Origin of the sequence: Marinomonas sp. S3726, from assembly GCF_000967665.1 — a bacterium.
Taxonomy (GTDB): Bacteria; Pseudomonadota; Gammaproteobacteria; order Pseudomonadales; family Marinomonadaceae; genus Marinomonas.
The window spans coordinates 595618-611581 of sequence record NZ_JXYC01000004.1 but is presented as its reverse complement, the minus strand read 5'-3'; the positions used below and the strand labels follow the sequence as shown (position 1 = coordinate 611581).

12 protein-coding genes and 1 tRNA gene are annotated in these 15964 nt (G+C 40.6%); 4 read left to right on the top strand and 9 right to left on the bottom strand.

Annotated features, from left to right (window positions below; genetic code table 11):
• Window positions 1-250 precede the first annotated feature (250 nt).
• A complete protein-coding gene (locus TW85_RS03970; protein ID WP_046015749.1) occupies window positions 251-1087 on the bottom strand; it encodes an ergot alkaloid biosynthesis protein in 837 nt (278 codons plus the stop codon).
• Window positions 1084-1539 (bottom strand): nuclear transport factor 2 family protein, encoded by a 456-nt coding sequence (locus TW85_RS03965; RefSeq protein WP_052701833.1) that lies wholly within the window; start codon window positions 1537-1539, stop codon window positions 1084-1086. Before TW85_RS03965 ends, TW85_RS03970 begins: the two co-directional genes overlap by 4 nt.
• Before the next feature lie 69 nt (window positions 1540-1608).
• On the opposite strand from TW85_RS03965, the gene TW85_RS03960 reads away from it, so the two are divergent.
• From TW85_RS03960 to TW85_RS03950, 3 genes are all read left to right on the top strand, one after another.
• Entirely contained in the window at window positions 1609-2217 is a 609-nt protein-coding gene (locus tag TW85_RS03960; protein WP_046015748.1) for a TetR/AcrR family transcriptional regulator, read from the top strand.
• Window positions 2218-2452: 235 nt separating this feature from the next.
• Entirely contained in the window at window positions 2453-3301 is an 849-nt protein-coding gene (locus tag TW85_RS03955) for a hypothetical protein (RefSeq protein ID WP_046015747.1), read from the top strand.
• A gap of 61 nt (window positions 3302-3362) precedes the next feature.
• Window positions 3363-3758 carry a tyrosine-type recombinase/integrase gene (locus tag TW85_RS03950; RefSeq protein WP_052701831.1) on the top strand — a complete coding sequence of 132 codons (396 nt, stop codon included), beginning with the start codon at window positions 3363-3365 and terminating at the stop codon, window positions 3756-3758.
• On the opposite strand, the gene TW85_RS03945 is transcribed toward TW85_RS03950, so the two are convergent.
• The 5 genes from TW85_RS03945 to TW85_RS25310 form a co-directional block, all read right to left on the bottom strand.
• Window positions 3744-4724: a PIN domain-containing protein gene (locus TW85_RS03945; protein ID WP_046015746.1), complete on the bottom strand. Its 981-nt coding sequence runs from the start codon at window positions 4722-4724 to the stop codon at window positions 3744-3746. The two genes, TW85_RS03950 and TW85_RS03945, sit on opposite strands and share 15 nt — an antisense overlap.
• Before the next feature lie 152 nt (window positions 4725-4876).
• Window positions 4877-4953: transfer RNA gene (locus tag TW85_RS03940), tRNA-Arg, on the bottom strand.
• Window positions 4954-5377: 424 nt separating this feature from the next.
• Window positions 5378-5815 (bottom strand): thioredoxin TrxC, encoded by a 438-nt coding sequence (gene trxC, locus TW85_RS03935; RefSeq protein WP_046015745.1) that lies wholly within the window; start codon window positions 5813-5815, stop codon window positions 5378-5380.
• Between the two features lie 102 nt (window positions 5816-5917).
• On the bottom strand, window positions 5918-8764 hold the full coding sequence (locus tag TW85_RS03930) for an EAL domain-containing protein (protein WP_046015744.1): 2847 nt from the start codon (window positions 8762-8764) through the stop codon (window positions 5918-5920).
• 180 nt (window positions 8765-8944) lie between these two features.
• The gene (locus tag TW85_RS25310) at window positions 8945-11668 is read right to left on the bottom strand and encodes an EAL domain-containing protein (RefSeq protein WP_052701830.1); all 2724 of its coding nucleotides are present in this window, start codon (window positions 11666-11668) and stop codon (window positions 8945-8947) included.
• 315 nt (window positions 11669-11983) lie between these two features.
• Between TW85_RS25310 and TW85_RS03920 the strand changes: the two genes are divergently transcribed.
• Window positions 11984-12430, top strand: coding sequence for a cytochrome c5 family protein (locus tag TW85_RS03920; protein WP_231870346.1), 447 nt, complete (start codon window positions 11984-11986; stop codon window positions 12428-12430).
• Between the two features lie 253 nt (window positions 12431-12683).
• Here the strand turns inward: TW85_RS03920 and dnaJ are convergent, their stop codons facing one another.
• Window positions 12684-13811 (bottom strand): molecular chaperone DnaJ, encoded by a 1128-nt coding sequence (dnaJ, locus tag TW85_RS03915; protein WP_046015743.1) that lies wholly within the window; start codon window positions 13809-13811, stop codon window positions 12684-12686.
• A gap of 126 nt (window positions 13812-13937) precedes the next feature.
• Entirely contained in the window at window positions 13938-15863 is a 1926-nt protein-coding gene (dnaK, locus tag TW85_RS03910) for a molecular chaperone DnaK (RefSeq protein ID WP_046015742.1), read from the bottom strand.
• Between the last annotated feature and the right edge of the window lie 101 nt (window positions 15864-15964).

Genomic DNA, 15964 nt, shown 5'->3' with positions numbered 1-15964 from the left:
GAGTAAGATAGCAGATTCAAGCCAGATGAATAAGGGCAAGAAGAGAAATAACACTAGGTTGACTGAAGGGCATTTTGCGGTCATTTTCAGCTTTAGACTATTAAATTATACGAAGAGATCTTTTAGCTATATCTGCAACAAAGTAAGCAAAAAAGTACTTTTTTATCATCCTAAAACCAGGCTAAGCGGTTTAGAAAAAACCCTATTCAGCCAACAAAAAGTACATTTTTTGCTATAAAAGAGTGCAAACCTATTGCCACACTTTAGCAACAGATTGAGCGAATACATCAAAGCTATTTGGTGCTATCTGAGTCAAATTAGCCACTTCCTTTGTCACATTGTTTTCAGACCCTTGCGAAATGTCTGTATCCATTTTAGCTAATGCTTGAGCGTAAATTTGAGCCATGCCGTTATGCTCAAAGCGCTCTATTAAAGCACTCTCCGAGAGTTTTATATGCCTTATTTGCTTACCACTTACCTTTGAGATAATCATTGCGACTTCATCATAAGTCAACGCACGTGGGCCAGTTAAAACCAGATCACGGTTCAAAGCGTCATCACTGATTAAAGCCTCCACCGCAACATTTGCAATGTCGTTCACATCAATAAAAGGCACTCGCCCATCACCTGTCGCTGAATAAAAACAACAGTCATCATTAATCGTATGCAAATGCTGTTGTTCAGAAAAGTTTTGCATAAACCATGTAGGCCTTAAAACAGCCCACTCAGGCGCAACGTCTTCGAGATAGGCATGCACGGCTCCCATCATGACCCCACCTTTGGGCAGAGATGAAGCACTTAGTAAAACAAAGCGTTTGACGCCATAAGCAAGCATATAGTCAATAAAAGGTTTCATAGCCACTAATGGCTCTGGTTCATTCGCAGGGGCAAGTAGATAGACACTCTGCACACCTTCCACAGCCTCAGCAAACGTTCGATCATCGTACCAATCAAACTGAACACTTTGCGCTCCTTTAAAAGCGCTATTTGAGCGGGAAGCAACTCGTACATCTTGATCTAATGCGATAAGGCGTTGCGCTATCCTGCTACCTGTTTTTCCTGTTCCCCCTGTCACTAATACTGTCATTTTAAATCACCTCCAATATCACTTAGTTCGCTTACATCACCCAATGCAGAAGCTACGATGAGTGGGTTCCAGTAATCCTGATAACGTTTAATTCTGCCTTGTTCCAAGGTAATGACAGAAATGTAGCTTTGATCGTATGGATTACCTGTTTTGACCCCTACTCCTTTACAGGTAAATTCAATAATGACGGTATTTTCATTTAACGTATGATGAACTAATGGCTCACCCATAGATTCAAACTGAATCAAACTCGCGACCTTTGTGAGATAACGCTCTAAGTCAGAGCGCCCATTTATACGCTTGATACAGCCTTCATGGGCATATGGGAATTCCATTTCAATATCATCAGACACCATCTCCAAAAAATGGTTAGCGCTTGGGTCTAACTTGGTACCCAATGCTTTTTTCAGCATGCTAGAAAAGCCATCTATGACTTGCTCAGTATGTTTCATTTTATTCCCCTTGCATTACGTCGGAACGATTGCGTATCATTGAATTAATTAAACTATAGTGAATTTACGATGGAACGCAAGAGTATCGATGATAAAAAACGAAAACTAAGTGGTGCAGCGCTAAAACAAGAGTCCGTTACGTTAGCCATAGAGAAAGCACTATTCGAAGAATGGGTAGAGAAGGGTTATGCCTCTATTTCACTTGAATCTGTCGCGAAAAGAGCGGGTGTCGGTAAAGCAGCCATCTATAGACGCTGGCCTTCAAAATTCGAGTTGGTCACTGAGTTAGTCAATAAAGTAGGTACTGACCTCATATACATCCCCGACACGGGAAGTTTAAAAGAAGATATTTTTCAGTTACTTAAGCAACTAAGACGCTTACTGAGACATAGGAAGATTAAACGAATCCTACCTGATTTACATGCTGAAATGGGACGTAACCCAACCCTCACACAAGCGATAAGAGGCAATGTACAAATACAAAGAAGGCAAAGTGGTGAAACGCTCATTCAAAGAGCAATAGAGCGAAATGAGATTAGCCAAGATACTAATATTGAGATGATATTAGACTTACTCGGCAGCATGATTTATTGGCGCATGATAATCACCAAGAATCGTGCAGATACCCAATATTTACATGAGCTGACTGAATTAATTCTAAAGGTATTAAAAAAGTAAACGCTGGGAAAAGGTTGTATCTAAGAAAATGGCATGCCCGAGAGGGTTCGAACCTGTTTATATTCGTTAGCAATGAGTAATAACAAGCTATAACGAGCACAATCAAAGAGCTATAGCTTTCCAAATTACTCATTGCAACTAAAAACTGCTCTATTTCGTAGCCATTATGTGGACATTGAAAGTTCATTTAACGTACTGTTTTATATATTCTTCAAGATGTTTTTAGGGGCATGGAATGTACGAGGCAGACTGTACGCACAGTGAAGCAAAACGCAGATTTGATATTTTAGAGTTTCTACTTTTACCAGAAAGAAACATAGAACGCTTTAGATATCACTTGAAATGCCCCTCATGTGGAGGTGTCGCATTTTACCGAAAAAAAAGTAGTGATGGAAAAGATGCTTGCTTTGGTTCTCGATACCATAAAAAAGGCTGTAAAGCAGAGAACTCATCAAGGCACTTTACTATTGATGTGGCAAACGCTATAGAAGTAGATAAAGCAATAAAGAAATCAGATGAACTTATTCTTTCATTTGACTCATCTGAAGCCGGAGAGTCTTCCAGTAACAAATTAAAAATCAACAAAGTAGTAAGTGAGTACGCTACATCAGGAACAGCGACAAAGACATCACCATCTTCAAAAAGCACTATACCCTCAAAATTTACCCTTGATCGAATTCTTAGTAGCTTAATTAGAGGAAACAACCTTACAGAATCTAATGTAACAATTCGAATAGGTGACTTTCCATACAAAGCTAAAAATCTATTTGTTAACTTTAAAGATGCCCAGCCTGAAAATTTATCGGAAAGTCCAAAACCAAAAATGTTTTGGGGAACAATATCCAGTGCAAATGAAGATGTAAGCTGGCTAAACCCTCAAGAATGTAAAAACATGGGAATTCCAATTAGTAAATTCAGCAGTAAACTAATCGAAAAGTACTCAATAAATGATAGATGGGATTTACATGGCGCTGCAATAATTTTGTTTGGGAAGTGCTATTGGAATCGAGATAAGACCAGAAAAATCATCGAAGTTTGGGACAATGATATAAATAAGCTTTATTTATCAGTAGCTACTACGTAAGTAAGATTAACTGTGCACTAGTTTTACCACCCAAACCAATGCGTGGTAGGGGGAGAAAGCAGTGAAACTAAAGCCTCAACATATCAGAAATGGTCAAGTGGATTTTACTGATACTAAGAGTGGTAAAAACCGATCCATCCCTATTAGCCAAGACTTATTCTTAAAGCTTGAAGAGCACATGAAGCAACATGGTAGATTCTTTGATTGCATTAAATCGTTCAGAAAATACCTTAAATCGACAAGCATCAATTTACCTAGAGGGCAGTCTTCCCATGTACTAAGACATAGCTTTGCAAGCCACTTCATAATGAATGGAGGAAATATACTGACTTTGCAGAAAATACTGGGCCATTCATCTATTACGATGACAATGAGATACGCCCATTTGGCACCAGAGCATCTTCAAGCAGCTGCAGCATTAAATCCTTTATGTAAAAAAATCTTAACGAATATCTAAAGTAATGATGCCCAGATTCCCAAATTCAATTGGATCTAAAAAATGTACACAAGCATTATCTTTAACACAAAAGGCCAAACTAGTATTTAAATCTACTGAAACCTCTGCCTCTGAAATATGATCTATATCTGAATACTCAACACTAAACTTAGCTATTACATCAAGAGAAACAGCTATATATGGTTCATCAATTTCAAGCAAAGTGTGGTTATAATAATTTAGCTCGATACATTCAGCTTGTAAGATACCAAATGAGCTGTGTGAAGCTTGGAATGAGCAGTGATTAGGGATGTTATCAATAATATATGATTCCAGATCATCCCAGCGCTTAAGAACTAACTCGTTATAGTACTCCATTGTGAATCCTATAGACTCTAAGGATTTTTCATAGAATTCTTTTAAGTTACTAAAATGAGTTAAGTTTTCTTCTTGATCACAAAAGCCAATAGGGTCACCATCATTACTTATAACGGATATTTCAACATTCCGCTCTCGGCTGAAATTTCGTAAGGCCAGAAGAGTAAAAGCATCTGGAAATTCGTTCTTCTTTTTCCCTGTAGAGCTAAAAGGTGACTGCTCATTAAAGTATAGAGAAAAAACTTCTCTTGAACTTACTGACTCAACATCAATTACTTCTGCATTACATGCATCCAAATAACCTTCAAAATTTCTTTCTAGAAGTTTATAAACATTATCTGCCGAGTATCTATCTGTTTGAAGCTCAGTCCCAGCACCTTCAGGGTCAACATTGATAAACTTCTTGCTGAGCCTATGCGCATCGCTAGCTAGTTCATTAGCTCGCCTTCGTAAATGCCTGTGTACCTCATCAACAACAACGTCAGTGAGCAACAGTTCTATAGAAAGGTTTTCTGAAAGGCTTTTTAGCTGCTTTAAGTCTCTGCTATTGAAATTATACTGATTAGAATCAAATACTTCTGTGTCTAAAAATACTCGCGGTCTTAACATCTCATATCCATTGAATAATAAATCTTATGGTGCATTTTAGACCTAATAAACAATTATACAATTCATGTAGACACTTTGTAGTCAATCTAAGAACAAAAGGAATATAAAAAGAAAAAAAGATTTTATATTTCAATAAGATAAAGAGACTTAAATGGCACGCCCGAGAGGATTCGAACCTCCGGCCTTCGCCTCCGGAGGGCGACGCTCTATCCAGCTGAGCTACGGGCGCATGGTGCGGTTAAACTCTAAATGAGAATGAGCTTAAGTGCAGGGTATTTTAATGAAATATCTAATAGTTACCAGAACTTATTCTGTCATTTCTCAAATGAATGGCTGCTTATAAGAAGCACCACTCATTTAGGCTAGGGAACCTGCGATTAAGTCACCTCTTCTCAGTCTTTTCAGAAAAAGTATCACACAAGGCGTTACTTTGAAGTAATGTAGGTACCTTTCGAGAAGTGACAACACAGGGTGTTACTTTTTCTGAAAGACCCGAAGGGCGTGGTCTAAAAGCCCTATCTTTATGTTGAGAACCTTATCAATAGAATAACTATTAAGTTGCGTTCCTCGCCATAAATCTAACGGTTTTATCCACACGCTGAGGCGGGAGGACTTATTCGCAGGTTCCCTAGGTTTGTTATTTCATTCAGTTTTTAACCCGTATAGCTTCGCGTCCACTTGATAATGTCTGCAGCACCCATAGCACCGGAGTGACGAGCGATTTCTTTGCCACCTTTAAAAATAATTAAGGTCGGAATACTACGAATATTCAACTGAGCACCTAGCTGTTGCTCGGCTTCTGTGTTCACTTTGGCAAGACGAACCTTAGGCTCTAATTGACCTGCTGCCTGCTCAAATTGCGGCCCCATCATTTTACAAGGACCACACCAGGGTGCCCAAAAATCCACGAGTACAGGCACATCGTTACGCTGTAAATGTTTTTGGTAATTTGCTGCGGTTAAATCAATAGGCTTAGCATTAAAGATAGGAGTCTGGCACTTACCGCATTTTGGAGAGTCAGCAAGGCGTGAGCTTGGAATACGGTTGACGGCTAAGCACGCTTGGCACACTAGGTGTGTAGAATCAGTCATAGTTAATTTTATCGCCTAATAAGGTACAAAGGGTTGAGAAATCCATTTAACCTTAAAGCTCTGGCTAAAACCAGCCTAGTTTAAACTGCTAAGTTTGAGCACTTAATCCACAACTTCCGCTTCACCTTCAATCGTTTGTGTGACTTTTTTGCTCTGGACAGTCGACGCACCTTGCTCAATCGATTCAAGCGAGTACCCCAAAGCGAAGTTTGCTTCAAAATCATTGAGTGCTTTCGGTTTAGAGAAGAAATAACCCTGCATATTTGGGCAACCCATATCGGCTAACTGGTTCGCCTGATGCTCACTTTCTATGCCTTCAGCAACAATATGTAAGTCGAGATCTTTCGCCATCGCCACTATGTTTTTAAGCAGCAATCTGTCCCTTTCACTGTCATCAAATCGAGCAATAAAGCTTTGGTCAATTTTTAAGATATCAATCGGCATACGGGCAATGTGACTCAAGCTTGAGAAGCCAGTCCCAAAGTCATCTAACGCAATGCGATAACCCGCTTTACGCAGTCGATAAATGCGATCTACAGACGCATCATTAATTAATACGTTTTCTGTCACTTCTAAGATGAGATTATTCATCAGGCTAGGTTTCTGTTCGGCTAATGCCACCAGCTCATTAGTTAACGCTGAGTTTTTAAGTTGATGAGGAGAAAGATTTACATTGATGCAGACCTCTTCACCAAAGATGCGTTTCACTTCTTCAAGATCAGACAGAGCCTGTTTTATCACCCATAAACCAATCTGGTTTATCAAGCCCATCTCTTCTGCCACAGTGATAAATTTATCTGGTCCAACCCAGCCTTTAGAAGCAGATTGCCAACGAATCAGCGCCTCAACGCTCATAATGCGCTTTTGACCAGGGTTCACCACAGGCTGATAATTCAAACTAAATTCATCATGATCATAGGCATAGCGTAATGCGCTTTCCATCTCATACCTTTCGACACCTTGGTTTTCCATTTCAGGGCGATAGCACACGCAATCAATCGACTGCTTATGCTTAGCTTCGTACATGGCAAGGTCAGCACGTTTAATCAAGGTCATGGTATCTGTGCCATCTTTTGGATAAACCGCGATACCGGCACTGGCAGCACAATGGAAATCTCTATTTTGAATTCTGATAGAGGCAAAGATCTCTTTATGTAAAAAGTTAATTCGTGACAATAACTGCTGGCCAGGGATAAAGAGTAAAAACTCATCACCACCAAAACGTGCTAAACGCTCGTTTGGCTCTAACAGTGAGTTCATTCTCTCTGACAAGCCAATTAGCAGAGCATCGCCCACATCATGTCCAAAGGTATCATTAATGAGTTTGAAGCCATTTAGGTCAAACAAGACAAGATAGAATTGATCTACATAGGGCGATTTAATTGAGTCTTCGATGGAGCCCATCGCTGAATAACGATTAGGCAACTTAGTTAACCAGTCATGACTTGCTCTTTCTGAGAGTGAGCGCTTCACGTTTTCTTGCTCTGTGGCATCTTCAATAACCGCTACCCATTTTGTTTGAGACGCTTCAGATTCAACCCGAGTTAGATGCCATTTAAAATAGAGCTCTTCTGGCTCTTGCTGTCGGCCACGTAAACTCTTGGTAACCAAGATAAAGTCTTTATCCCCATGACTTTCAAAACGCTCTAATAAGGGATCAAACTCATTACATTGGCGGCTACCTGCATACATAGCTAAAGCGGATAAGTGGCTATGTTGTATTTGTTCTTCTGTGACTTGGAAGAATTCCTGACAACGCTGCGAATAAGACAGAATCTGAATATCTTGGTCGAATTCAATAATACCGACAGACGCGCTGTTAAGGATGAGATCCTGTTTTTGATAAGCCAGTATCAATTGCTGTTCTGTGACAGATAAATGCTTGGCGGTATTTTTTTGTTGCTTGAGAATTTGTCTGATACTGTCATCAAGCTGATGAATAGAAAGTTGCTTACCCTTGTCTGAGGACTTGTTTGAAAACTCTGCCAATAGGCTTGCCATTGGGTTCATTATGATAAAACGCGCAAACATCCAAAGCAGGAAGCAAGACACCATAAGGCCAATCAGGATTAGCGTAATATCACTCACCAAATCATGCAGAGCGGCTTGGTAGCCTTTTTCACTTGGTAAAGCGACCCAAAATGTCAGGGATAATTCTGAGTTTTCATTGGCTCTAATCAGGTTACGTTGGGCAAAAATATAATGTTTATCTGAGATATCAACACTCTGCAAGGCACCATCAAGTAGATCGTAATCTTGCTTGTAAGATGCTTGATATTGCTTGGGTAGCTCATCACCTTCACTCGGCGCGAACTCCCCGTAACTTGCCACTACCTTATTGCTTTCATCGGTAATAAAGGCAAGAACTTGGCCATTTGTTTTTTCAAATTCGGCTAAGCTTTCCTGCCACCATGAAAAGGACATGGTGCCAACGGCAACCCCCAAGAGGTCATTACTTTTTTTATCTTCAATTGGATAAGCCATGTGGATATGCAGCTCGTGATCAATCCCGTCTCGGGCTAAATTACTGATGGTGAGATTACGATAACGAATGGCATTTTCAAAATAAGGTTTGTTCGCTGAGAAGTTAAGGTCACCATCTAAACTGGCACTACAAATTAGCTCGCCAGTTGGGGTGGGTACACCAATACTGGTAAAAATAGGGATAAGGTGAAGTTGCCGTTCGAGCAGTACCTTACAGCCTGAATAATGTGGGTTTTGAATTTCTGGGAACTGACTTAACTCAGTTAGAAAGTACTTAGCCTGCTGTATTTTGGCGGTTTGCTGCACGATGAGTTGATCAGCAAAGAAATTGGCATCGCCATTAAGACTTTGTAAATGGGACTGATAAGTACGCCAAACATTATTAAATGAAAGAATAACTCCAGGTAGTACACAAACTAATAATGCGAGTAATATTTTTTTACTTACCTTAGAGTTTAGCTGCACTTATTGGGTCTCCTACCGCTTAAAAGATGCATTACATTAGCAAAGTTAATATCCCATATGCAATTAAGCCAATATTTACCCGGCTCAACCATGTTCAAAGCTATCAAAGTCACTGCAACTTTAAAACAATAAAAAATCACCAAAAAGTGATGAAAGCTTATTTATCCTATTTGTTTGATCTCAAACCTCACTTAATTTATTTACTGCCCCATTCATACAATTCAAATCCAATTCCTCAAGAGGCTTAGGCCTAGCATATAAATAACCCTGCATATTAAAACAACCAAACTCAATTAACTGATTTGCTTGGTCACTGTATTCCACCCCTTCTGCAATAATTTTTAATTCCAAATCTCGCGCCATGGTAATAATATTTTTTAATAAGATAAGGTCTCGATCAGAATGTTTGGACTGTGAAATAAAACTTTGATCTATTTTCAGGATATGAATTGGCATCTTGGCAATATGGCTCAAACTTGAGAAGCCTGTCCCAAAATCGTCCAAGGCTATCTTGTAACCCAATACTTGCAGCTGCCTTAAACAAAGCACAGCCTCTTCATCAACCAGGGTGCTTTCGGTAATTTCTAAGATTAAAGAGTTCACCTTCTCTTCTTGCTCAGCGAGTGTCGTCAGCCTTTCAATTAATATGGCATCTTTTAATTGATGAGGCGAAAGGTTCATATTGATGCAAACCTTCTCACCATAAATCTGTTTAAGCTGAGGCAAATCTTCCAGAACCTGCTCAAGGACAAAGTGACCAATCAGGTTGATATAACCAGATTCTTCCGCAATAGGAATAAAGACAGCAGGTGAGATGGTGCCCTGACTTAATGAATGCCAACGTATTAAAGCCTCGACACTTAGAATTTCATTATTTGTCGGGTTCACCACAGGTTGATAATGCAGCTTAAACTCGTTATTGGATAAGGCATAACGAATGGCACTTTCAATTTCATAGCGCTTGATACTCTTTTTCTCTAGTTCAGTATCATAATAAACACTGTCATTTTTGGTGCTTTGCTTGGCTTCATACATGGCTAAATCAGCACAACGAATCAAACCAAGGGCATCATTGCCATTTTTAGGATAAACCGAAATACCTGCGCTGGCGCTACAGTTAAAGGTACGCTCCATGACTTCAATCGGTTCAAAAAAGCAGTGCTGTAAAAACTGGATACGATTGATAGCTTGTCGTCTTGGTAGGTAGAGCAAAAATTCGTCTCCCCCTAAACGGCCTATATGCTCATCATCAAGTAGTAAGCTTTCCATCCGTTGAGATAAAGCAATAATGAGCGCATCACCCACATCATGGCCAAAGCTATCATTAATGAGTTTGAAGCCATTTAAATCAAATAAAACCAAGGTGAAACCAGTGTTTGAATCTCGCCTGATAGCGTCATCTATCATCTTCATAATGGCATAGCGATTTGGCAACTTGGTTAGCCAGTCCGTGGAGGCTCTTTCTGCTAAGTTTTCTTGCTTGAGTTGATGCTCTGTCATGTCTTCAACCACAGCGACCCAGTGAGCCTCAGAACCTTCAAAGTTCACTCGACTGATCGCCCATTTAAAGTACATGGTGCTAGCATCACTGTATTGAGTCATTTTACGATCAGTACGACTAATCACTTCGATGACATCTTTATTCTGCTCTTCTAAAGCTTGATAAATAGATTGGAAATCATTCACCTGATAAAAATAAGTTAATTCATTTAAAGCATCTAGGTGACGATTTTTAATATCTTTTTCTAAAACACGATAATAAGACTGACAACGACGACTAAATGATAAAACATTTAACGCTTTATCTAATTCCACAATACCAACTGAAACGCTTTTTAAGATCATATCTTGCTTATGATAAGCCTGAATAAGTTCCTGCTCGGTAGAGGATAAGTTCTGCTTAGTTTGCTGCTGCCTTAACGCAATTTGTTTAATACTTTCATCCAGATCTTCTATCCCCATAATTGAAGAGTGAGAATTTGTGCCGGAATCAAATTCATCCAATAAAGACGAAACAGGACGGATAAATAAAAACTTGGCCGAGAAAACGAGAATAAGACCTGAAACAAGCAAGCCAATCATTATGATTAAAACACTTTTTATAAACGCATCTTTGGCCTCTTGATAAGCCTGCTGTTTAGGTAATGCCACCCAAAAGGCTAAAGATAAATCCTGATTAGCATTTCCCCTAACAAACTGTTTCTCGACTAAAACAAAGTCCTTACTGAAGTCTGAATCCGGATTAAAAATTTGGCCTAATAATGGGGATTGCTCCCCAAAACGTGCAATAACATTTCCGCCTTTATCAGTAATAAAGCTCATCAGATTTTCATGATTGGCATCATTTAACAGGTTTTGCCACCACTCAAAAGGTAAAACCCCAACCACTAGGCGAGTAATTTCACCAGATGTTTTATCAAATACTGGCTGAGCAAGATTAATACTTAAAGCATGGGTTGCTCTGTCCTCAATCAATTTACTGATAGAGAAACTCGCTTGTTGAATCGCTTTTTGAATATAAGGCCTGTCTTTTACATTCACCACTCGATTTAAAGGTGTGCCATTACAGGTTAATTCGCCTGTTACCAGAGGTGAGCCTATATTGGAAAATAGATCGTTAAGCTCTACTTGCTGTGCTAGAAAATTTTGACAAGTTTGAGTATGGCCGGAGAGAATTTCTGGCGTATTAGCGAGAGATTTCAAATAACTTTCAGCGCGATTAATCTGCTGACGCTGGAGGTTCATCATCTGTTCCGCAAAAAAGTCCGTGTCACCCCTTAGTTTTGATAGCTGTGTGTTATAGGTATTCCACACATTATTGAAGGAGATAAAAATGCTTGGCAGAAGGCAAAGTAAGGCTGCCAATATAACTTTTTGATTGAGTGTACTTAAAAAAGATGACATATATCGCCTTTCGACTACTTAAAACGAAACATGGTTCAGTATTTTTATAACACTGGTGTCAGCTTCTCCCTAAGCAAATCCCTGTAACAAAAGGTAATGAGATAAGACAAAACAGGTGGAATGATTCTCATTTCTGTTATACATTAATAATAGCTGAAAATTCAGATACTTTTCTTTGATATATGACCTCTTTTGCACAAATCTAATACAGGCTTTATTCCAAGCAGATCATTTTATCGCTATACTTGCCTCCGTTTATGTACCTATAAATACATTATTTCTTAAGTACACTATTTCTGATTGAGGGAAACCATTGTGAGTTTGTTAACCAATTTTCTTAGCCGCAAGGTCTTAGCTTTGCTAAGTGTTGCGACCTTCTCTGCTCTTTTAAGCTCAACTGTTAGCGCTTACGGCCAAAGTTCAGAAGAAATTGCAGCACGTATTACCCCTATTGGCCAAGTTTGTATTGCTGGTGAAGAATGTGAAGTTGCTTCTGCAGCGGCTGCAGGTGGTTCTGACGGCCCACGTGATGGTGAATCTATTTACGGTACTTTCTGCGTAGCTTGTCACTCTATCGGTGTAGCTGGCGCGCCTAAATTCGGTTCTGCTGATGACTGGGCTCCTCGTGTAGCTAAAGGCGAAGCATCTCTACTAAGCAACGCGTTAAACGGTCTTAATGCCATGCCAGCTCGTGGTACATGTGCTGACTGTAGCGATGACGAAATCAAAAGTGCAATTGATTACATGTTAGAAAATAACTAGTAAGCAATCACTGAATAAAAAAGGAGGCTTAGGCTTCCTTTTTTATTGCCTGAAAAACACCGAGTCACAACGCACTACTCCTTCTCTTCGTAGCTCTCACCTCGCTTCGTTACTCAGCATTTTGTTCACAAAGCAGCTAATGTCGACATCCCCCTCTCCAGCTCCAATTAAAGTTTGAGATTTGAGCATAAAAAAACCCGCTATCTAAAAAGGCAGCGGGTTTTGTGAGAGCTTGTTTATCGTGAGCTAATGCTTACTTCTTAATCTCATCAAAGAAGTTTTTCACACCGTCAAACCAAGACTTTTGCTTAGGTGAATGAGAGTGCTCTTCACCATCAGACATAGTGTCTTCTAACTCTTTTAACAATTCTTTTTGACGTTCAGTCAGTTTAACGGGTGTTTCCACTGTCACACGACAGATCAAATCACCAACAGCACCACCACGAACAGGCTTAACACCCTTGTTACGTAGACGGAACAACTTACCTGTTTGACACTCAGGCGTTACTTTAAGGCGCACACGGCCATCTAAAGTAGGAACATCAATTTCGCCACCTAATGCAGCCGTTGCAAAGCTAATTGGCACGTCACAATGCAAGTTTGCACCATCACGTTCGAAGATAGCATGCTGTCTTACCGAAACCTGTACGAACAAGTCGCCAGACGGTGCACCATGATCCCCAGCTTCACCTTCACCTGATAGACGAATACGGTCACCTGTATCCACACCAGCAGGAATCTTAACAGACAGAGTCTTATACTCTTGTACACGGCCTTGACCACGACAATGAGGACAAGGATCAGAAATAACCTGACCTTGACCATGACAGGTAGGACAAGTCTGTTGTACAGAGAAGAAGCCTTGCGACATGCGCACTTGGCCTTGACCATTACAGGTCTGACACGTCTTAGGTTTAGTACCTTTCTTAGCACCTGTACCGTCACATGGCTTACAATCAACTAGCGTTGGAATGCGAATCTTTTCTTCACAACCCCAAACCGCTTGCTCAAGATCAAGCTCAAGCGTGTATCTTAAGTCAGCGCCACGGCGTGCACGGCTTCCGCCACCACCTTGACCGCCAAAAATGTCGCCAAAGACATCACCAAAGATATCACTGAAGCCACCTTGACCACCGCCACCGAATCCACCTTGGCCGCTTACACCTTCATGACCGAAACGGTCGTAGGCATCACGTTTTTCTTCCGAAGATAAGATTTCATAAGCTTCAGCAATCTCTTTAAATTTTTCGAGTGCTTCTTCGTTATCTGGGTTTTTATCTGGGTGGTACTTGTTTGCTAAGGAGCGATATTTCTTCTTTATCTCCTTTTTATCTGCGCCACGCTCGACGCCAAGCACCTCATAATAGTCTCTTTTGCTCATAACAGGATTTCCTGGGCAGTAAGGTCAATCATTAACATTTTGAGAGAAGTTAAAACAGCAAAACACGGTAACAGGACCGTGTTTTGCAAAAGCGCGATTTAGTCCTTAAAAGGTCTAATATCAGGCTTATTTTTTCTCGTCTTTAACTTCTTCAAATTCAGCATCTACAGCATCGTCTTGAGGCTGAGCGGCTTCTTCTGCGCCAGCTGCACCAGCTGCTGCTTCGTTAGCTTGTGCACTTTCGTACATTTTTTGAGCCAAAGAACCAGATACTTCAGTCAAAGCAGTTGTTTTCGCTTCGATTTCGTCTTTGTCGTTAGCAGTCAATGCTTCTTCAAGATCAGCAATGGCTTTCTCGATTGCTTCTTTTTCTTCTGCAGTCGCTTGATCGCCAGCATCAGTCAAAGTTTTACGAGTTGCGTGGATCATGCCGTCAGCTGTGTTGCGAACTTGTACAAGCTCTTCGAACTTGCGATCTTCTTCAGCATTCGCTTCAGCATCTTGAACCATTTGTTCTACTTCTTCATCACTTAGACCAGAAGAGGCTTTGATGACGATAGATTGCTCTTTACCCGTTGCTTTATCTTTAGCAGATACACTCAAGATACCGTTGGCATCAATGTCGAAGCTAACTTCGATTTGAGGCACACCGCGTGGCGCTGGTGGAATCTCAGCCAAGTCAAAACGACCTAGAGATTTGTTTTGCGCTGCTTGTTTACGCTCACCCTGTACTGCGTGGATAGTTACCGCGCTCTGATTGTCTTCTGCTGTTGAGAAAACTTGAGATTTCTTAGTTGGGATAGTTGTGTTCTTCTCGATTAGAGCAGTCATTACGCCACCCATAGTCTCGATACCCAAAGATAGTGGTGTTACGTCTAGTAGTAGAACGTCTTTCACGTCACCCGCTAGTACCGCACCTTGGATAGAAGCACCCATAGCAACCGCTTCGTCAGGGTTCACGTCTTTACGTGGCTCTTTACCGAAGTATTCAGTTACTTTAGTTTGCACTAATGGCATACGTGTTTGACCACCAACCAAGATAACTTCGTCGATTTCAGATGCTTCTAGGTCAGCATCTTTAAGCGCTTGGCGAACTGGAGCAAGAGAGTTAACAACTAGCTCTTCAACTAGAGACTCAAGCTTAGAACGAGTTAGCTTAACGTTTAAGTGCTTAGGACCGGTTGCATCAGCAGTGATGTAAGGTAGGTTAACTTCTGTTTGAGTTGCAGAAGAAAGCTCAACTTTCGCTTTTTCACCCGCTTCTTTCAAACGTTGTAGTGCTAGTGGATCATTGTGTAGATCGATGCCAGACTGTTTTTTGAACTCGTCTGCCAAGAACTCGATAACACGCATATCGAAATCTTCACCACCTAGGAAAGTATCACCATTTGTTGCCAATACTTCGAATTGCTTCTCGCCATCAACATCAGCGATTTCGATGATAGAGATGTCGAAAGTACCACCACCTAAGTCATATACAGCGATAGTAGAATCACCTGTGCTCTTATCTAGGCCGTAAGCCAAAGCAGCTGCAGTTGGTTCGTTGATAATACGTTTAACTTCTAGACCAGCGATTTTACCAGCATCTTTCGTTGCTTGACGCTGAGAGTCGTTGAAGTAAGCAGGAACAGTGATTACTGCTTCTGATACGCCTTCACCTAGGAAGTCTTCTGCTGTTTTCTTCATTTTTTTCAAAACTTCAGCAGAGATTTGTGGTGGCGCTTTCGCTTCACCTTTCGCTTCAACCCAAGCGTCGCCGTTTTCAGCCGCTAGGATTTTGTATGGCACCATAGAGATGTCTTTTTGAACTACGTCATCTTTAAAACGACGACCGATCAAACGCTTAACAGCGAAAAGTGTGTTTGTTGGGTTTGTTACCGCTTGACGTTTTGCAGACTGACCCACTAATACTTCGCCGTCTTCAGCGTAAGCCACAATTGATGGGGTAGTACGATCGCCTTCAGCGTTTTCGATTACACGTGCAGTGCCGTTGTCTAGAACAGATACACAAGAGTTTGTTGTTCCTAAGTCGATACCAATGATTTTGCCCATGGTTTGTCTTCTCCAGTAAAATTTTTAAATTCAGTTGTTCGTTGTTAATTCTGTATTTGGGTACGCTTTAGAGCATTTCAAGCAAATACTGTCATTTTTTT